We start from the raw sequence: 18,694 nt of genomic DNA on the forward strand, positions 1-18,694 counted from the left end.
AGGTCTGCCTGAAGGCGGCGTGAAGCCGCGTGCGCGCTGCTTTTCCTTCTCCCCTTGCGGGAGACGGTGGCGCGAAGCGCCGGATGAGGGGTGTCTCTCCGCGAATTCAACTGCAGAGGACTCACCCGCGGAGAGAGACCCCTCACCCGGCTTCGCTTTTGCGAAGCCACCCTCTCCCGCAAGGGGAGAGGGTGCAGCGTGCACGCCGCTAGGGCCAAGTCACCCACGCTTATGCGCGTGCTTGCGCGGCTTCGCCTGCTTGCCCTCTCCCGTCGGGATCATCACCACGCGACCGTAGCGTACGCCGCGTTCGGCGATGATGCGGTCGGCGAAATGCTTGACCTCGTCGGCGGATCCCCTCAGCGCCGTCATCTCCATGCAATTGTCGTCGTCGAGATGGACGTGCAGCGTGGCGAGCGCGAGGTCGTGATGGCCGTGGAATTCCTGCACCAGGCGCTTTGAAAGATCGCGCGCCGCGTGGTCATAGACGTAGACGAGCCCGGCGACGCAGGGACCCGTCTGCGCGGTGTCTTCGGCCGTCTGCTGCAGCCCCGCCCGGGCGAGGTCGCGGATGATCTCCGAGCGATTCTGGTAGCCGCGAGCCTGCGCCGCCGCATCTATCTCCGCCAGCAAATCGTCCTCGATCGTGATCGTAATCCGCTCCATCACATGTTCTCCCCGCGTGCCGCTTGGCCGTTAAAGCATGATCCGGAAAAGTGCGAAGCGGTTTTCCGAAAAGATCATGCGCAAACAACAATCTGAAGCGCGATGACGATTCGTCCTAATCTCATCGCGCTTTAGTGCGTAGCCCGGATGGAGCGAAGCGCAATCCGGGACGACATCGGCATGTGGACAGAACCCGGATTTCGCTTCGCTCCATCCGGGCTACACACATCTTGCCTCGCCGCGCAAGCGGGTCACAGCCGTGTTGCGCGAAGCCGCAGCGCGTTGCCGACGACGCTCACCGACGACAGCGCCATCGCGGCGGCCGCGATGATCGGCGACAGCAGGATACCGAAGGCCGGGTAGAGGATGCCGGCCGCGATCGGGATGCCGGCCGCATTGTAGATGAAGGCGAAGAACAAGTTTTGCCGGATGTTGCGCATCGTCGCCTGCGACAGTTTCCGCGCGCGAACGATGCCGGTGAGATCACCCTTGAGCAGGGTGACGCCGGCGCTTTCCATGGCCACATCCGTGCCCGTGCCCATGGCGATGCCGACCTCGGCCGCCGCCAGCGCCGGCGCATCGTTGACGCCGTCGCCGGCCATCGCGACGGTGCGGCCCGATGTCTGAAGCCTGGTCACGACCGCGCTCTTCTGATCCGGCAGCACCTCGGCTTCGACGTCGGAGATGCCGAGCCTAAGCGCGACGGCCTCTGCCGTGGTGCGGTTGTCGCCCGTCAGCATGATCACCTTGATGCCCTCGGCGGCGAGATCCCTGAGCGCCTGCGGGGTCGACGCCTTGACCGGATCGGCGATCGCGAACAGCCCGGCCAGCCTACCGTCGATGGCAATGTTGATGACGGTGGCGCCGTCCTGGCGCAGCCGCTCTGCTTCCGGAGCGAGCGGCATCGTGTCGATGCCGATCGAGCCGAGATATATTGCATTGCCGAGCACGATGGCCTTGCCTTCGACCTTGCCGGTCGCGCCCCTGCCGGTCGGCGAATCGAACTGCTCGACCGCGCCGATGATGAGCTGCTTCTCCTTCGCGGCGCGCACAATCGCATCGGCCAGCGGGTGCTCGCTGGCGCGCTCGACGCTGGCAGCAAGGCGCAGGATGTCATCCTCGGCAAAGCCCTCCGCCGGAACGATCGTGACCACCTTCGGCTTGCCTTCGGTCAGCGTGCCGGTCTTGTCGACCACGAGCGTGTCGATCTTTTCCATCCGCTCGAGCGCTTCGGCGTTCTTGATCAGGACCCCTGCCTGCGCGCCGCGGCCGACGCCAACCATGATCGACATCGGGGTTGCGAGGCCCAATGCGCATGGGCAGGCGATGATGAGCACGCTGACGGCCGCGACCAGGCCAAAGGCGAGCCGCGGCTCCGGCCCGAACCAGGCCCATGCGGCAAAGGCGATGATGGCGACGGCGATCACCGTCGGCACGAACCAGCCGGCGACCTGGTCGGCGAGACGCTGGATCGGCGCGCGCGAGCGCTGGGCGTCGGCGACCATCTGCACGATCTGCGACAGCAGCGTCTCGCGCCCGACCTTTTCGGCGCGCATGATGAAGCTGCCTGACTGGTTCAGCGTGCCGGCGATGACCTTGGCGCCGACGTCCTTGGTGACCGGCATCGATTCGCCGGTGACGAGGGATTCATCGAGCGAGGAACGCCCCTCCAGCAAAATGCCGTCGACCGGCACCTTCTCGCCGGGGCGGACGCGCAAGCGGTCGCCGGCATGAAGAGTGTCGATCTCGACCTCGTGCTCGCTGCCATCAGGCTCGACGCGCCGCGCGGTCTTCGGCGCGAGTTGGAGCAGCGCCTTGATCGCGCCTGACGTCGCGTCGCGGGCGCGCAGCTCCAGCATCTGGCCGAGCAGCACCAGCACGGTGATGACAGCGGCCGCCTCGAAATAGACCGCAACCGCCCCCTCATGACCTCTGAAGGTCGCGGGGAAGATCTGCGGCGCCAGCGTGCCGAACAGGCTGTAGACGTAGGCAACGCCCGTGCCCATCGCGATCAGCGTGAACATGTTGAGGTTGCGCGTGACCAGCGATTGCCAGCCGCGCACGAAGAATGGCCAGCCGGCCCACAGCACCACGGGCGTGGCGAACGCGAGCTGGATCCAGTTCGAGAGCGTCGGATCGATCCAGTTGTGCGGGCCCGCAAGATGGCCACCCATCTCGAGCACGACCGCGGGCAGGGCCAGCGCGCCGCCGATCCAGAACCGCCGCGTCATGTCGGCGAGCTCGGGATTGGGACCGGTGTCGAGACTCACCACGTCCGGCTCCAGCGCCATGCCGCAGATCGGGCAGCTTCCGGGGCCGACCTGGCGGATCTCGGGATGCATAGGGCAGGTGTAGGTCGTGCCCGCGGGCATTTCGGGCTCGGATGCCTTTTCCTTCGCAAGATACTTGGCGGGATCGGCCGCGAATTTGGTGCGGCAGCCGGCGGAGCAGAAATGGAAGGTCTCGCCGTGATGTTCGAAGCGGTGCTTCGATGTTGCGGGATCGACCGTCATGCCGCAGACGGGATCGCGCACCTTGTCGCCGGACGCGGTGTGATGGTGATGGGCGTGGCCGGCTTGATCGCCATGGCCGGCGCAGCAGGATGACGCCGCGGGCTTTTCGAGTGGCGGGGCAGCCTTGGCCGAACAGCCGCATCCGGAGTGCTCTGCGGTCGTGTCGACCCGCTTGTGTTCGGTTTCGTTCATTCCAGCGCTCCGGCCTCGGTTCAGGTGCTTGCAACCCATACCCGGTAGGGGTATATAGACGTCATGCGCAAGGACATCAAGGCATCCGTCGGCAAACGTCTCGGCCGGATCGAAGGGCAGGTCCGCGGCCTCTCGAGGATGGTCGAGGAGGATCGCTATTGCATCGACATCGTGACGCAGATCTCGGCGGTGCGCGCCGCGCTGCGCCGGGTCGAGGAGGAGATCCTGAAAGACCACGTCGCGCATTGCGTCGAGCATGCGATCTCGAGCGGCAGCAAGACGGATCAGCGGGAAAAGATCGCGGAGTTGATGGCGGTGATCAGTCGCGCGGAACGGTAGTTCCCCTTTCCCCGTCATTGCGAGCGCAGCGAAGCAATCCAGAATCCCTCCGCGGGTAGCAGTCTGGATTGCTTCGCTACGCTCGCAATGACGGGGTTGGAGTGTGCTCTGCCCACACTCTCGCTGTCATCGCCCGCGAAGGCGGGCGATCCAGTATTCCAGAGGCGGTTGTGATTGAACCGAGAAGCCGCGGCGTACTGGATTCCCCGCTTTCGCGGGGAATGACAGCGAGGCGCTTCCCGCCGCAGCTAGTCCCAAGCTATGGATCCCGTGGCCTTCGCCAGGACGACATTGGGGCTGACGTTACGCCGCGAAATCGCGCGTCCGCGCACGGCGGCGGGGGCGGTACCCGGCGATGCTCTTCAACAACGGAAAGCGATCCCTGACTGGAACGTGCGCAGCTGCATCGGCCTTGGCCGCACTCACTTCTTGAGTCGGAACCTCAGTCGGCGCTTCTTTGTCAGGCGCTTCAGGAACGAGCGGCGGCGAACGGAGCGTTTCTGGAAACACACTGAAAGTGCCCGCTACCTCCTCGAGCGGCTTCTGCTTGTCGGCCCAGTGCAAGGCTGTGTAGTCGAAGCCATGCACGATGGTGGGTTTGACGACCTCGAAATAGGGCGAGATGTCGAAGTCGCGGGGCATGTAGAGTGAGGAATCGCGGATGTGCAGGATTTCGCGCTTGGCCTGCCGGCTGCCAGCCTTGGTGATCTTGGGCAGGATCGGATAGCGCACGGCGTCGAAGGCCTGCGCGATCAGCGCCGAGCAGATGATCTTGGTCGGATCGCCGGAGCCGATCGCGATCATGCGCCGCCGCCAGCGCTGCGGGATCGGCAGCGGGAACAGATAGCGCATCAGGTCCAGGATGTTCTTGGTGTCGTAGCCGAAGCCGATGCGGTTGACGGCGTAGCGGCAGACGGTCGTTCGATCCTCGTAGGACAGTCCCACCGGGCGGCAGAGCCGGGTGTGATACGGAAAATATTTCGACAGCGGGGCCGAGGTGACGCCTTCGCCGATATTGGCCTCGATCAGCACGTGCTGCTCACCGTCGGGCTCTTCCGCGCCCTCGACGGGGCCGACATAGAGCGCAGCATGCGACCAAGTCGACTGCGTGAGATATTTGATGATGCCCGAGATGCGGTTGTTGCCCTCGACCAGCAGCACGTCGCCGGGCTGGATGACGCCGCGAAGATGCTCGGGATCGCTCGGCGTGAACGGCTCGTAGCCCGGCACCTCCTTGGAGAGGTACGCGGCAATCAGCTTGCCGACTGAGTCTAGGACGGTCCCCATTGCGAGCTCCCCGCAGCCTTTTCCGGCTGCCTTTTCCCCTTCTCTATCATGGTCGATACGCGTTGCAATTTGGTTCATTGCGCATGGCGATCAAGTACGATTGATTCACCATGATGGTTGCCGCGCTGCGCCAGATACGGCAAGGTTCGCTAGCTGTTCCCGTTCGCTTCAAGTCCCCGGAAACCATGACATGACAATCACGCGCCGCGGCTTCCTCTCGGCGTCGGCGGCGTTCGCCGCAGCACCGATCCTGCGCGCGGCCGCGGCACCTCTGCCGCGCGAGGCTGACATCGTCGTGATCGGCGCCGGCGCGGCGGGAATCGCTGCAGCGCGGCGGGTGATGGCGGCCAACCGCAAGGTCGTGGTGGTGGAAGCGGCAAGCCAGATCGGCGGCCGCTGCATCACGGACAGCTCAACGTTCGATGCGGCATTCGATCGCGGCGCGCGCTGGATGCACAATCCCGACACCAACCCGATGATCCGCCTTGCGCGCAGCGTCGGGCTCGACGTTTCGCCGGCTCCCGCCGGCCAGAAGATGCGCATCGGCCGCCGCAACGCGCGCGCCGGCGAGACCGAGGAATTCCTGGCGGCGCTGGTGCGCGCCAATCGCGCCATCGACGAGGCTTCGCGTGGCAAGCTCGACACCTCCTGCGCGTCGGTGCTGCCGAAGGATCTCGGCGACTGGGCTGCTACGGCCGAATTCCTGCTGGGCGCGAACTTTGCCGGCAAGGACCTCAAGGAGCTTTCGGCCATCGACAAGGCGCGCGCGCAGGATCGCAATTCCGCGATCGCCTGCAAGCAGGGTCTGGGCACGCTGATCACCAAGCTCGGCGAGCAGACGCCGGTTGCGCTGTCGACGCCGGCAAGCCGTATCCTCTGGAGCAACCGCGACGTCAGCGTCGAGACGCCGGCCGGCAAGATCGTCGCGCGCGCCGCCATTATCACTGTCTCGACCAATGTGCTCACCGCCGGCGCGATCAAGTTTGCGCCCGACATCCCCAAGCGCACGCTCGATGCGGCCTCCAAGCTCAGCCTCGGCAGCTACGATCACATCGTGCTGCAACTGCCGGGCAATCCGCTCGGGCTCGCGCGCGACGACATTCTGGTCGAGCAGAGCAATTCGACCCGCACCGCACTTTTGTTCGCCAATATCGGCGGTTCCTCGCTGTGCTCGATCGACGTCGGCGGCTCCTTCGGCCACGACCTGTCGGAGCAGGGTGAGCAAGCGATGGCCGCATTCGCCAGGGAATGGCTGACGAAGCTGTTTGGCAGCGAGGCGACGGCGGGTATCAAGAAGGTCAGCGCGACGCGCTGGAACGCCTCGCCCTTCGTGATGGGCGCGATGTCGGCGTCCGCGCCGGGCGGCCAGCTTTCGCGAAAAATCCTGACCGAGCCGATCGGCTGCATGTATCTCGCCGGCGAGGCCACGCACGAGACGCTCTGGGGCACCGTCGATGGCGCCTGGGAGAGCGGCGAGCGCGCCGCGGAGGCTGCGCTGCGCAGGATCGGCGCGCTAAGGGATGAGCCGGTCGAGATGCCGACGCAACCGACCAAGCGGCGGCGCACGCCGCGGCCGTAACGTGCCGCGCAATTGAATTGGCGACTCAAGACCAGCTCGTCACCCGGCCGCCGCCGGGACTGCGACGGGGATGGTTTATCGCAACACCCCATCCAGCGCGATGGCGCAAAGCGCCATCGCAGTGGTGAGACTGACATCCCCGGGGAGGAAGTCGCAAAGACTCATGCTCTAAATTCAGGAGCATGATGTTGTCCGAAAACCGCTTTGCGCTTTTCGGCATCATCCCCGCAAGGTACCGCCGGTCTTCTTCGTCACTTCGGTCACGATCTTGGCGGCCACCGCTTCGATCTCCTGGTCGGTCAGCGTCTTCTCGCGCGGCTGGATCGTCACGGCAATCGCGATCGACTTCTTGTCGTCGTCGATGCCCTTGCCCTCATAGACGTCGAACACGTTGACCGCGGTGATCAGCTTCTTGTCGACGGCCTGCGCCGTGCGCACGATATCGCCGGCCTTCACACCGCGATCGACGATGAAGGCGAAGTCGCGCGAGACCGGCTGGAACGCCGACAGCTCGATCAGAGGCTTTGCCCGCGTCGGCTTCTTCTTTGCCTCGGGAATGCGGTCGAGGATCACCTCGAACGCCATCACCGGGCCGTCGGCGCCGAGCGCTTCGAGCGCGCGGGGGTGCATCTCGCCGAAATAGCCGAGCACGTTCTGCGGGCCGATCTGGATGGTGCCGGAGCGTCCGGGGTGCAGCCATTTTGGTCCCCCCGCGACGACCTGCAGCGCCTGCATCGGCGCGCCGGCGGCAGCGAGCACCGCGAGCGCATCGGCCTTGGCGTCGAAGGCATCGGCCGCGGCAGAGCCCGACCAGTGACGACCGAGACCCTCCGACGAAGCGAAACCGCGACGCACGCCAGACGCTGCCAGGAACTGATCCTGCGGACGATCGCCTTTGAAGAGCTGGCCGACCTCGAACAGCGCGACATCGCCAAAGCCGCGATCGGCATTGGACTGCGCCGCGGCGATCAGGCCTGGCAGCAGGCTGGGCCGCATGTCGGACAAATCAGATGCGATCGGGTTGGCAAGCTCGAGCTCGCGCTGGCCGCCGCCGAACAGTTCAGCCGCCGGCTTGGCGATGAACGACCATGTCACCGCCTCGACCATGCCGCGCGTCGCGAGCGCGCGCCTGGCGCGGCGGGTGCGGAGCTGCAGCGCGGTCAGCACGGGCTTGCGCGCGTCCTCGCCGCGCTCGAACGGCGTTTCGGGCACCTTGTCGACGCCATAGATGCGGACGATCTCTTCGACGATGTCGGCCTTGCCGTGCACGTCGGTACGCCAGGACGGGACCGCGACCTTCACGGTTGGGCCCGCGCCCGCCATCATGAAGCCGAGATGGCTGAGGATGCGCTTCATCTCCACCTGCGGCACCTCGATGCCGGAGAGACGCTTGACCTCGGACAGCGGGAAATCGATCACGCGATCGTCGCCGAACGCCTTGCCGGTCACGAACGTTTCCGACGGCGTACCGCCGCACATCTCCATCACCAGCCTGGTCGCGAGTTCCAGACCCGGCACCATGAAGGCCGGATCGACGCCGCGCTCGAAGCGATAGCGGGCGTCCGAATTGATGCCGAGCTTGCGGCCGGTCTGCGCGATGTTGATCTCGTTCCACAGCGCCGATTCGATCAGCACGTCGGTGGTGTTTTCGTCGCAGCCCGAGGTCTCGCCGCCCATGATGCCGGCGAGCGATTCGACGCCGTGCTCGTCCGCGATCACGCAGATGTTGGAGTCGAGATTGTAGCTGCGGCCGTCGAGCGCGAGCAGGCTCTCGCCCTCGCGCGCGCGGCGCACGGTGAGATTGCCCGTCACCTTCCTGGCGTCGAACACGTGCAGCGGGCGCGCGCGGTCGAAGGTCATGAAGTTGGTGATGTCGACCAGTGCGTTGATCGGACGCAGGCCAATCGCGGTCAGGCGCTTTTGCAGCCATTCCGGGGAGGGGCCGTTCTTCACCCCGCGCACCAGGCGCAGTGCGAACCCGGGGCATAGCGTCGTGTCCTCGACCGTCACCTTCACGGGACAAGGGAACTCGCCCTTCACGGGCTTGATGGTCGGGTCCTTGAACTTGCCCATGTCGGCAGCGGCGAGGTCGCGCGCGATGCCGTGCACGCCGGTGCAGTCCTGCCGGTTGGGGGTCAGGTTGATCTCGATCACGGGATCGCCGAGGCCCGCCCATTCGGCATAGCCTGCGCCGATGGGCGCGTCGGCCGGCAATTCCATGATGCCGTCGTGATCGTTGGAGATCTGCAGTTCGGCCGCAGAGCACAGCATGCCGCGGCTCTCGACGCCGCGGATGGTGCCGACGCCGAGCGTGATGTCCTTGCCTGGAATGTAGGTGCCGGGGGCCGAGAACACGCTGACGAGTCCGGTGCGCGCATTCGGCGCGCCGCACACGACCTGCACCGGCGCACCGCCGTCACCCGTGTCGACCATGCAGACGCGCAGACGATCGGCATTCGGATGCTGCTCGGCGGAGATCACCTTCGCGATGGTGAACGGCTTCAGCGCCTTCGCCTTGTCCTCGATGTTCTCGACCTCGAGCCCGATCATGGTGAGCTTCTCGGCGAGCCTGTCGAGCGTCTCGTCGGTGTCGAGATGGTCCTTCAGCCAGGAGAGGGTGAATTTCATGGCTGTGTGCCTCGGGTCTGATCGGTGTTCACTAAGTCGGTTTGGTCGGTGTTCCCTCCCCCCTTGTGGGGGAGGGCCGGGGTGGGGGCTCTCTCCGCAACAGCGGTGACGATTGTTTCGAGAACACCGACGCGATTTGTCATCACATCATGATTGCTAAAGCGAAGAACCTTGAAGCCTCTTGCCTCGATGACGGCCGAGCGGCGTGCGTCTGCGCGCTCGCCCTCATCGGAGAAATGCTGGCCTCCATCGAGTTCGATGACGAGCTTTGCTGCATGGCAGACGAAATCGGCGACATAGCTCTCGATCGGTTCTTGGCGGCGGAAAATCACGCCGTTCAATTGACCAGCGCGCAGCTCCGACCAGAGGATTCGCTCTGCATCGGTCGAGTTGCACCTGAGTGCGCGCGCATTGGCTCGCAGCCTGGCCGATACTTTCCAGTCCGGATGTTCAGGATCGACCATCGGCAATCCCATCGTTGAGAGACCCTCTCCCCAACCCTCCCCCGCAAGCGGGGGAGGGAGTCCGACCTGTTGGGCGGAGTGAGCATTCGTATCCATGAAATCGACGTTGCGCGCAGGCTCTATCCATTCCCTCCCCCGCTTGCGGGGGAGGGGCAGGGAGAGGGTTCTCTCCACGATGGGAACGGAGAAAGTCTTCGTGAGCCCATATGGATACGCCACCATCACGTGCTCAGTCCTCCAGCAAGCGTCGGTACCTCCAGCGGCTTGAAGCCGTAGTGGGACAGCCAGCGGACGTCGCTGTCGAACATCTGGCGCAGATCGGCGATGCCATATTTCAGCATGGCGATGCGGTCGATGCCCATGCCCCAGGCAAAACCCTGGTACTCGTCGGGATCGATGCCGCAGGCGCGCAGCACGTTCGGATGCACCATGCCGCATCCGAGAATCTCCAGCCAATCCTCGCCTTCGCCGAAGCGGATCTCGCCCTTGTCGCGGCGGCACTGGATGTCGACTTCGAGCGACGGCTCCGTGAACGGAAAGAACGACGGGCGGAAGCGCATGTTGATGTGGTTGACCTCGAAGAATGCCTTGCAGAACTCGTGCAGGATCCATTTGAGGTGGCCAAGATGCGAGCTCTTGTCGATCACGAGGCCTTCGACCTGGTGGAATTGCGGCGTGTGGGTCGCATCCGAATCGATGCGGTAGGTGCGGCCCGGGCAGATGACGCGGATCGGCGGCTTCTGGCTCAGCATGGTGCGCACCTGCACCGGCGAGGTGTGGGTGCGAAGCAGCATGCGCGAGCCGTCCTCCTTCGGATGGAAGAAGAAGGTGTCATGCATCTCGCGCGCGGGATGGCCGACCGGGAAGTTCAGCTTTGTGAAGTTGTAGTCGTCCGTCTCCACATCGGGACCTTCGGCGACCGAAAAGCCCATGTCGGCGAAGATCGTGGTCAGCTCGTCCCAGACCTGGCTCAGTGGATGGATGCGGCCGGTCTCAGTTGCAGTATCACGCAGCGGCAGGGTGACGTCGATGGTCTCGGCGGCGAGCCTCGCATCGAGCGCTGCCGACTTCAGGACGTCACGCCGGGCGGAAAGCGCCTGCGTAACCTTGTCCTTGGCCTGGTTGATCGCTGCGCCGTGCGTCTTGCGCTCGTCGGGCGACATTTTTCCGAGCGTTGCAAGCAGCGCGGAGATCGAACCCTTCTTGCCGAGCGCAGCGACGCGGACGGCTTCGAGCGCGGCCTCGTCGTTGGCGGCCGCGACGTCGGCGATGATCTGGGATTCGAGGTTGGCAAGATCGGTGCTGGTAAGATCGGTCATGGCAATCCCTTTTGGCCAGGATGCTTAGCCGATGCTCCTAGCCCGTCACACCCGGCGGTTTCGCCGGGCATCCACGTCTGAGAAGTGTGTTTGCGCGAGAGATGACGGCCGGGGCAGTTCAAGCGCGACAACGCGCCTTGGCCCGGGCCATCACAAGCTGAAAGCTGCGCAGAGCACAGTGGACGACGGCTTACGCCGCCAGCGCGGCCTTGGCCTTCTCGGCGATCGCCTGGAACGCGGCGGGCTCGCGGATCGCGAGATCCGACAGCACCTTGCGGTCCACGGTGATGCCCGACTTGGCAAGGCCGTCGATAAATCGGCTGTAGGTCAGGCCGAACGGACGGACTGCAGCGTTGAGGCGCTGGATCCAGAGCGCGCGGAAGGTGCGCTTGCGGCGCTTACGGTCGCGGAAGGCGTACTGCGCGGCCTTCTCGACGGCCGGCTTGGCGGCGCGGATCGTGTTCTTGCGGCGGCCGTAGAAACCCTTGGCGGCCTTGTAGACTTTCTTGTGCTTGGCGTGGGCGGTCACACCGCGTTTGACGCGAGACATGACAGAATTCCTTCAGAGATGACTTTGGTTTTCGGAACGCCGCTGTTGTTGCGGCTCGGCTGGATTGATCGCGGACGCGATCAGGCGTTCGGCAAGAAGTACTTCTTGACGTTGTCGCCGTCGGTCTTGAACAGCACGCGGGTGCCGCGGAGCTGACGGATCTGCTTCTTTGTCCGCTTGATCATGCCGTGACGCTTGCCGCGCTGGGCGTGCATCACTTTGCCGGTAGCAGTCACCTTGAAGCGCTTTTTAGCGCCCGACTTGGTCTTCAACTTGGGCATTTGGCTCTCCTAATGGCCATAACAGAATACCGCCTGTGAAGGCGGCTGGCCGTCAAAAATGCTCGTTAGAGCGTTGATTGTGCTCAGGTTTCTGCGAACTAGCGCGAAACCCGCACGGGCACCGCCACGGCAGCCCTTTAAATCAGCCGGGCGATGAAGGCTGGGCTTATGGCAGAGGTGCGGCCAATTGGCAATGATGAACCGCGGAAACGGGCTCGCCGACTATTTGACGTTACCCTCACATTTGCATGCCTTGCAGCCTGGAGGCGAACCAAAATGGCCCATTTTCCGCAATCGCCTTTGTCTCGTGTTTGTCGCCATCTCAAGCTTGCCGCGCTCCTTGCCGTGCTCGGCGCGGCTGCCGTTCCATCCGCCGCCGATGCCCGGCTTGGCGGCTATGACGGGGTTTGGAACGTCACCTTCGCCACCACGCGCGGCAATTGCAGCTCCGGCTATAGCGTCCCCTTCACGGTGACCGGCAGCCGCGTGACCTCCGCCGGCGGCGGCCGGGTCGCCGGCACGGTCAACCGTGCCGGTTCCGTCGCCGTCCAGGTGTCGGTCGGCGCTTCGCACGCCAGCGGCGGCGGCCGGCTTGCAGGTAGCGGCGGTGCGGGCTTCTGGAGCGGGATCATCTCCGGCGACCGCTGCAGCGGCACCTGGCAGGCGACGCGGACGTAAGTCTCGCCAAGCGCTCGATGCGCTCCCTCCCCCGCCTGCGGGGGAGGGGTGGGGAGAGGGTGCTTCCGCAGACGTGAACCCCCAAGAGGAGAAAGCCCTCACCCGGCGCTGCGCGCCGACCTCTCCCGCAAACGGGAGAGGTTGCAGCGGAGCTCGCGGCTGCAGCAAACAAAACGGCCCGCCAGATGCTGACGGGCCGTCGACCTCATAAGAGCTGATCCGGCTCAGCGCGGCGCCAGCACCATGACGACCTGGCGGCCTTCGAACCTGGCGTCCTGCTCGACTTTTGCGAGCTCGGCGACGTCGCTCTTGATCTTGTCCAAGAGCTTGGTGCCGATCTCCTGGTGCGCCATTTCGCGGCCGCGATAGCGCAGCGTGATCTTGACCTTGTCGCCCTCTTCGAAGAACCGCTGCATCGCGCGCATCTTCACGTCGTAATCGTGATCGTCGATCATCGGGCGGAGCTTGATCTCCTTGATCTCGACGGTCTTCTGGCGCTTGCGGGCTTCAGCGGCTTTCTTTTGGGCGGAATACTTGTACTTCCCGTAGTCCATAATCTTGCAGACGGGAGGGCTGGTATTCGGCGAAATCTCCACGAGATCCATGCCGGCTTCTTGGGCCATCTTGATGGCCATCATCGTCTCGACCGTGCCTTTGTTGTCACCGGTCTGGTCGATGAGCTGGATCTGCGCGTTGCGAATATCATCATTGATGCGCGGCCCGTCTTTGGCAGCAGGGGCCGGGGCTCTATTGGGACGACGAATGTTGGTTCTCCAAAGTTGTGAACGAAGCGGGTAGTCTGAAGGAAGATGCAGCGGCGGGCAAGCAAGTCGGGCTTGCCGCATGCGAAAAACCCTCAAATGCGAGGCATTTTGGTCACGCCCATCCGCACGCCGCTCGACATAGACACCTTGCCGCAGTTCCGCAAGCGTCCCTAAAGGTCAATGGCTATCCCGGCGTGGCGCAGGGGCGCCGAACAGCTCAAACCGCACAGCAAGAGTAAACGTTCCATGATCAATTCGATTGCCAACCAGGCTCCCACCTTCATCGATGTGGGCGAAGGCCCAGCGCTGCGGCGGATCGCGGTTCGCGCCCGGGCCGGCAAGGGGCCCGGGCTGGTCTGGCTCGGCGGTTTCAAGTCGGACATGCAGGGCACCAAGGCCGTGGCGCTGGACGATTGGGCGGCGGCACATGGCCGCGCCTCGGTCCGGTTCGACTATTCCGGCCACGGCGAATCCGGTGGCGATTTCGCCGCCGGCACCATCGGGCGGTGGCTCGAGGAGAGCGTCGCGGTGTTCGAGCGGTTCTGCGAGGGGCCGCAGGTTCTGATCGGTTCCTCCATGGGCGGCTGGATGGCGCTGCTGCTCGCGCGCGAGATCAGGAAACGGGCCGGCCAGGAAGCCAGCAAGCAAACCAGCAAGCCATCGCTGGCGGGGCTGGTGCTGATTGCACCGGCGCCTGACTTCACCGAGGAGCTGATGTGGAAGAATTTTCCGGCGTCCGTGAAACAGGAGATCGAAACCAAGGGTCTCTGGCTCAGGCCGTCGGAGTATGGCGACGGCTCGCCCTATCCGATCACGCGGAACCTGATCGAGGAGGGCCGCAACCATCTCCTGCTCGGCAGCGCCATCGATGTCGGCTGCCCCGTGCGCATCCTGCAAGGCGCCAAGGATCCGGACGTGCCGTGGCAGCACGCCTTTGCGCTGACGCACCGACTGCCGGCCGACGACGTCGTGCTGACGCTGATCCAGGATGGCGATCATCGCCTGTCGCGCCCGCAGGACATCGCACGCATCCTTGCCGCGGTCGCGGAGATCGGGTGAGGTGCTTCCCGACTGTTGGTGCCATCATCCACGAAGGCGGATGGATCCAGTACTCCGAGGTGCCTGCGATTGACCCAGAAGCCGCGGCGTACTGGATGTCCCGCCTTCGCGAGGGCATGACAGATAGGGGAAGCGCAGCAGCCCAAGCGGCTCAACAATCCTACCGCTTCGACGGATTCGGCATCGGCTTGCGCTGCGCCAGCGCCGCCACGGTCGACGTGCCGATCGGTCCCTGCTCGTCATAGAGCCAGCATTCGCCGATCGCGACGCCCTCGGCGGAGTGGTGGTTCACCACCTCGAAGCCGATCCATTCCGTGACCGGCAGGCGATGCAGGTACACGGTCACGTCGCCGTTGATGAAGGCGAGCCCATGATCGCCGGCATTGGCGAACGGGCTGGCGAAATCCGCAGCCATCGCGACGCGCGTGAACGGCGTCAGCGCAAAGCCGTCGACCAGCTCGCGCACCTCGCTCATCCAGAGCCGGCGCGGACCGAGCGATCCCATATGGCCGACAATCGGGCGCGTCGTCCATTTGCCGTGCATGCCGAGGCGCGGATCGGTCGGTGGCGGAATGTCGGCAGGCCTCGGTGCATCCCAGTTTGGCGGCGACCAGATGTTGCCGTCCGGATTCTGCGTCCGGCGCAGGAGCTGGCACGAGGCGCGCGCCATGCTGACGCCGCCGGAGACGAACTCCGCCTCGACCACGCGAATGCGGAGTCCGTCGCGGACGATCCGCGTGGTGATCTCGACCGGCTTGTCGATCGTCGGCAGGCGAAACATGTCGACCGTCAGCCGCGCCGGCACGAACTCAGGTCCGCAATAGCGCTCCTCGATGCCGAAGCCGAGCAGGCCGACAATGACGCGGCCGTGCAGCGACTTCGGATCCCACGGACCGTTGGCAACTTCCGTCGGATGGAATGCGTCGCCGTTGCGCGTGAAGAAAGGCATGTTTGTCATGACGCGCGACCTTGAAGGAACGCGCGGGGAAATCAAGATGTCCAACCCTCATGGTGAGGAGCGCGGAACGCGCGTCTCGAACCATGCAGATCTGCTGCAGCATCCTGGCCTTCATCCTTCGAGATGCGCGCAAGCGCGCTCCTCAGGATGAGGGGAAGGAGCGATGGGCGCTTTCCTCATCCACCGCTGTCATCGCCCGACTTGATCGGGCGATCCAGTACTCCGAGACGTTGTGATTGAATCGATAGGCCGCGGCGCACTGGATGCCTCGCCTGCGCGGGGCATGACATCGAGATTTAGGAAGCGGCTTGCCACTCCTCACGCACGCTTTCGTCGTGCTCGGCGGCAATCGCCGCCGACCTCAACGCCACGAACTCTTCGTGCGACGTTAGTTGCCCCAGCGCCCACACCGCCGCGCCGCGCACCAAGGGGCTTGCATCGGCGAGCAGACGCCGCGCCTCCTCCGCCAGCCTCACATCGCCGGAGTTGCCGATCGCCACCAGCACGTTGCGCAGGAAGCGATCGCGACCGATGCGCTTCACCGGCGACTTCGTGAACAGCGCGCGGAACGCCGCGTCGTCGAGCCGCGCGAGCTCGGCCAGATCAGGCGCGCGCAGCGCCTCGCGTGCGGCGAGCTTTGCCTCGCGTCCCTCCTTCGCGAACTTGTTCCAGGGGCAGGCGGCGAGGCAGTCGTCGCAGCCGTAGATGCGGTTGCCGAGCGCTTTGCGGAATTCGTGCGGGATCGGTCCCTTGTTCTCGATGGTCAGATAGGAGATGCAGCGCCGCGCATCGAGCTTGTAGGGCGCGGGGAATGCCGCGGTCGGGCAGATGTCGAGGCACGCACGGCACGAGCCGCAATGATCGATCTCGCTCTCATCACGCGGCAGCTTCAGCGTGGTGTAGATTGCGCCGAGAAACAGCCAGGAGCCGAACTCGCGCGAGACGAGGTTGGTGTGCTTGCCTTGCCAGCCGAGGCGCGCAGCCTGTGCCAAGGGCTTCTCCATCACGGCGGCGGTGTCGACGAACACCTTGACCTCGCAAGGTGCAGTCGCGACCAGCCAGCGCGCCAGCGCCTTCAACCGCTTCTTGATCAGGTCGTGATAGTCATCGCCTTGCGCATAGACCGAGATCGCGGCGCGAGAGCGTTGCTTCAGGATCTCCAGCGGATCCTCGTCGGGGCCGTAATTGACGCCGAGCATGATCACGGAGCGCACGTCACTCCAGAGACCGCGCGGATCGACGCGACGCTCCGGCTGTGCCGCAAGCCAGTCCATGTCGCCATGTGCGCCGGACGCGATGAACTCGAGGAAGTGTCGTCCGGCACCCTCGATTGCACCGGGCGCGGTGACGCCGATGCAGTCGAAGCCCAAGGCTTGCGCCTGTTCCGTAAGGGCGGCGCGTAGAGCAACAGTGTCTGCTTCCGACGTATTCAATGTTGAAGCATCCACGCTTGACGTCGTCATGGCCGGGCTTGTCCCGGCCATCCACGTCTTCGTTCAGCAATCAGGAAGACAGAAAGAACGTGGATGCCCGGGACCAGCCCGGGCATGACGATCTTCATCAGAAATCCAGGTCCACGTAGGTCCGCGAGGCCGGCACGCCGGCCAGCCATTCGCTCAGCAGCGGGCGGAACGACGGGCGGGATTTGACCCGCGCGTACCACGCCTTTGCTGCGTCGTCCTCGCTCCATGGCACGTCGCCCAGATAGTCGATCGCCGAAAGATGCGCCGCGGCGGCGAGATCCGCATAGGTCGGCCGGTCGCCGGCGAGGAAGTTTCGCGTCTGCGCCAGCCAGCCGATATAGGCCAGATGATAGCGCACATTGGCCTTGGCGGCGCGCATCACGTCCGCCGAAGGCGGGCCGCCGCCATTCTCCTCGCTCATGAAACGCTTGTAGATGCGTTCGGTCACCAGCGGATGAGACACTTCCTCGAAGAATTTTTCGTTGAACCACGCCATCAGCCGCCGCACCTCGATGCGCTCGGCAATTGTTTCCGGCATCAGCCGCTTGACGCCCATCGCGGCGCCATGGGCCTCGTCGATATATTCGGCGATGATGGTGGCGCCGGGAACGGAGGGCTGTTCCTCGGTCGCCAGCACGGGGGTGGTGCCCGCTGGATTGAGCGTCAGAAAGGCCTCGCGCCGTTCCCAGGCGCGCTCTTCCACCAGCTTCAGGTCGAGCCCGTATTCGCCGATGATCAGGCGAATGAAGCGCGAATGCGGGCAGAAAGGATGATGAAACAGCGTGAACATGTCTTTGACTATGTCGAGGGTGCTTAAGAATCCATCAATGTTTGTTCGGCGCCACACTAGTTCCTCAAATCCGCGAGGCAACCCCGTGTAACTCGCATTTAGCGATTGCGGCAGAGGGACGAATAGGCGAGAAGAGCCCCGCTTTTCCAGCCGAAATGGACCGTAAATATGTCAGACACAATACGGGCAGTGATCCTCGGCATCATCGAGGGTGTGACCGAGTTCCTCCCCGTTTCCTCCACCGGACACCTCTTGCTTGCCGAGCGCTTCTTTGGTCTCGGCGAAGGCGCGTTCTGGGACTCCTTTACCGTCCTGATCCAGCTCGGCGCGATCCTCGCGATCGTCGGCCTCTATTTCAAGAAGCTGTGGGATGTCGCGATCGGCATGTTCTCGGGCGATGCCTATGCGCGCCGCTTCGTGATCGGCGTGCTCGTCGCATTCCTCCCCGCCGTCATCGTCGGCCTCGTTGCCGGCAAATACATCAAGCTCATGCTCTTCAATCCCTGGGTGGTGTGCTTCACGCTGATCGTCGGCGGCGCCATCCTGCTCTGGGTCGATCAGCTCGATCTCAAGCCGCGGGAGCACGATGCGACGCGGTTTCCGCTTCTGACCTATCTGTTGATCGGCATCGCGCAGTGCCTGGCGATGATTCCGGGCGTGTCGCGCTCGGGCGCCAGCATCGTCGCAGCGATGCTGCTCGGGGCGGACAAGCGCGCGGCGGCGGAGTTCTCGTTCTTCCTCGCCATCCCCACCATGATCGGCGCGTTCGCCTATGACTTCTACAAGAACCGCGCCGAGATGACGATGGATCACATGGGCATCGTCGCGATCGGCTTCGTGGTGTCGTTCGTCACCGCGATCATCGTAGTGAAGTCCTTCCTCGAATATGTCACGCGTCACGGCTTCACGCTGTTCGCCTGGTGGCGCGTCATCGTCGGCTCGCTCGGCCTGATCGCACTGGCGCTGGGACGGTAATTCCGTCCGCAAATCGCGTAGGCCCGTAGCCCGGATGGAGCGCAAGCGTAATCCGGGATCGTGCCACAAGCGCTACCGACCCCGGATTGCGCTGCGCTCCATCCGGGCGACGCCGCTGGCGTTCGGCCGTTAACTTCTCGAAAACTCACTAACGCAGCTCAACGCAAAATAAGCTTTTGATCGGTAGGC

The 18,694-nt window shown here is 64.5% G+C and carries 17 protein-coding genes; 5 read left to right on the forward strand and 12 right to left on the reverse strand.

What is annotated here, in order from left to right; genetic code table 11:
- Positions 1-219: 219 nt before the first annotated feature.
- On the reverse strand, positions 220-666 hold the full coding sequence (gene nikR / locus SO156_RS12895; RefSeq protein ID WP_498535025.1) for a nickel-responsive transcriptional regulator NikR: 447 nt from the start codon (positions 664-666) through the stop codon (positions 220-222).
- A 251-nt stretch (positions 667-917) separates the two neighbouring features.
- Positions 918-3,371, reverse strand: a complete 2,454-nt coding sequence (locus SO156_RS12900) for a heavy metal translocating P-type ATPase (protein WP_498535026.1) — start codon at positions 3,369-3,371, stop codon at positions 918-920.
- Between the two features lie 63 nt (positions 3,372-3,434).
- Between SO156_RS12900 and SO156_RS12905 the strand changes: the two genes are divergently transcribed.
- Positions 3,435-3,710: a metal-sensitive transcriptional regulator gene (locus SO156_RS12905; protein WP_498535027.1), complete on the forward strand. Its 276-nt coding sequence runs from the start codon at positions 3,435-3,437 to the stop codon at positions 3,708-3,710.
- A 303-nt stretch (positions 3,711-4,013) separates the two neighbouring features.
- On the opposite strand, the gene SO156_RS12910 is transcribed toward SO156_RS12905, so the two are convergent.
- Entirely contained in the window at positions 4,014-4,997 is a 984-nt protein-coding gene (locus tag SO156_RS12910; protein WP_498535028.1) for a YiiX/YebB-like N1pC/P60 family cysteine hydrolase, read from the reverse strand.
- Between the two features lie 190 nt (positions 4,998-5,187).
- Between SO156_RS12910 and SO156_RS12915 the strand changes: the two genes are divergently transcribed.
- Positions 5,188-6,576, forward strand: coding sequence for a flavin monoamine oxidase family protein (locus tag SO156_RS12915; RefSeq protein WP_498535029.1), 1,389 nt, complete (start codon positions 5,188-5,190; stop codon positions 6,574-6,576).
- A gap of 219 nt (positions 6,577-6,795) precedes the next feature.
- Here the strand turns inward: SO156_RS12915 and pheT are convergent, their stop codons facing one another.
- From pheT to rpmI, 5 genes are all read right to left on the reverse strand, one after another.
- Positions 6,796-9,204 carry a phenylalanine--tRNA ligase subunit beta gene (gene pheT / locus SO156_RS12920; RefSeq protein ID WP_498535030.1) on the reverse strand — a complete coding sequence of 803 codons (2,409 nt, stop codon included), beginning with the start codon at positions 9,202-9,204 and terminating at the stop codon, positions 6,796-6,798.
- Positions 9,201-9,668, reverse strand: a complete 468-nt coding sequence (locus SO156_RS12925) for an endonuclease domain-containing protein (RefSeq protein ID WP_498535031.1) — start codon at positions 9,666-9,668, stop codon at positions 9,201-9,203. Before SO156_RS12925 ends, pheT begins: the two co-directional genes overlap by 4 nt.
- Before the next feature lie 221 nt (positions 9,669-9,889).
- Complete coding sequence (pheS, locus tag SO156_RS12930; protein ID WP_498535032.1) at positions 9,890-10,987, reverse strand: phenylalanine--tRNA ligase subunit alpha; 1,098 nt, start codon at positions 10,985-10,987, stop codon at positions 9,890-9,892.
- A gap of 190 nt (positions 10,988-11,177) precedes the next feature.
- On the reverse strand, positions 11,178-11,537 hold the full coding sequence (gene rplT / locus SO156_RS12935) for a 50S ribosomal protein L20 (protein WP_027528250.1): 360 nt from the start codon (positions 11,535-11,537) through the stop codon (positions 11,178-11,180).
- Positions 11,538-11,617: 80 nt separating this feature from the next.
- Positions 11,618-11,818, reverse strand: a complete 201-nt coding sequence (gene rpmI / locus SO156_RS12940) for a 50S ribosomal protein L35 (protein ID WP_008539890.1) — start codon at positions 11,816-11,818, stop codon at positions 11,618-11,620.
- Positions 11,819-12,094: 276 nt separating this feature from the next.
- On the opposite strand from rpmI, the gene SO156_RS12945 reads away from it, so the two are divergent.
- The gene (locus SO156_RS12945; protein WP_498535033.1) at positions 12,095-12,496 is read left to right on the forward strand and encodes a hypothetical protein; all 402 of its coding nucleotides are present in this window, start codon (positions 12,095-12,097) and stop codon (positions 12,494-12,496) included.
- Positions 12,497-12,720: 224 nt separating this feature from the next.
- Here SO156_RS12945 and infC read toward each other — a convergent pair whose 3' ends face one another.
- Entirely contained in the window at positions 12,721-13,260 is a 540-nt protein-coding gene (gene infC, locus SO156_RS12950) for a translation initiation factor IF-3 (RefSeq protein ID WP_027528252.1), read from the reverse strand.
- Between the two features lie 246 nt (positions 13,261-13,506).
- On the opposite strand from infC, the gene SO156_RS12955 reads away from it, so the two are divergent.
- The gene (locus SO156_RS12955) at positions 13,507-14,319 is read left to right on the forward strand and encodes an alpha/beta hydrolase (protein ID WP_498535034.1); all 813 of its coding nucleotides are present in this window, start codon (positions 13,507-13,509) and stop codon (positions 14,317-14,319) included.
- A gap of 160 nt (positions 14,320-14,479) precedes the next feature.
- Here the strand turns inward: SO156_RS12955 and SO156_RS12960 are convergent, their stop codons facing one another.
- From SO156_RS12960 to SO156_RS12970, 3 genes are all read right to left on the reverse strand, one after another.
- A complete protein-coding gene (locus SO156_RS12960; protein ID WP_498535035.1) occupies positions 14,480-15,277 on the reverse strand; it encodes an acyl-CoA thioesterase domain-containing protein in 798 nt (265 codons plus the stop codon).
- Positions 15,278-15,573: 296 nt separating this feature from the next.
- The gene (gene queG / locus SO156_RS12965) at positions 15,574-16,740 is read right to left on the reverse strand and encodes a tRNA epoxyqueuosine(34) reductase QueG (protein ID WP_458144513.1); all 1,167 of its coding nucleotides are present in this window, start codon (positions 16,738-16,740) and stop codon (positions 15,574-15,576) included.
- Positions 16,741-16,837: 97 nt separating this feature from the next.
- A complete protein-coding gene (locus SO156_RS12970) occupies positions 16,838-17,530 on the reverse strand; it encodes a glutathione S-transferase family protein (protein WP_458144512.1) in 693 nt (230 codons plus the stop codon).
- 168 nt (positions 17,531-17,698) lie between these two features.
- On the opposite strand from SO156_RS12970, the gene SO156_RS12975 reads away from it, so the two are divergent.
- Complete coding sequence (locus tag SO156_RS12975; protein WP_458144511.1) at positions 17,699-18,505, forward strand: undecaprenyl-diphosphate phosphatase; 807 nt, start codon at positions 17,699-17,701, stop codon at positions 18,503-18,505.
- Positions 18,506-18,694: the final 189 nt, after the last annotated feature.

This window comes from Bradyrhizobium sp. UFLA05-125 (genome assembly GCF_059803515.1).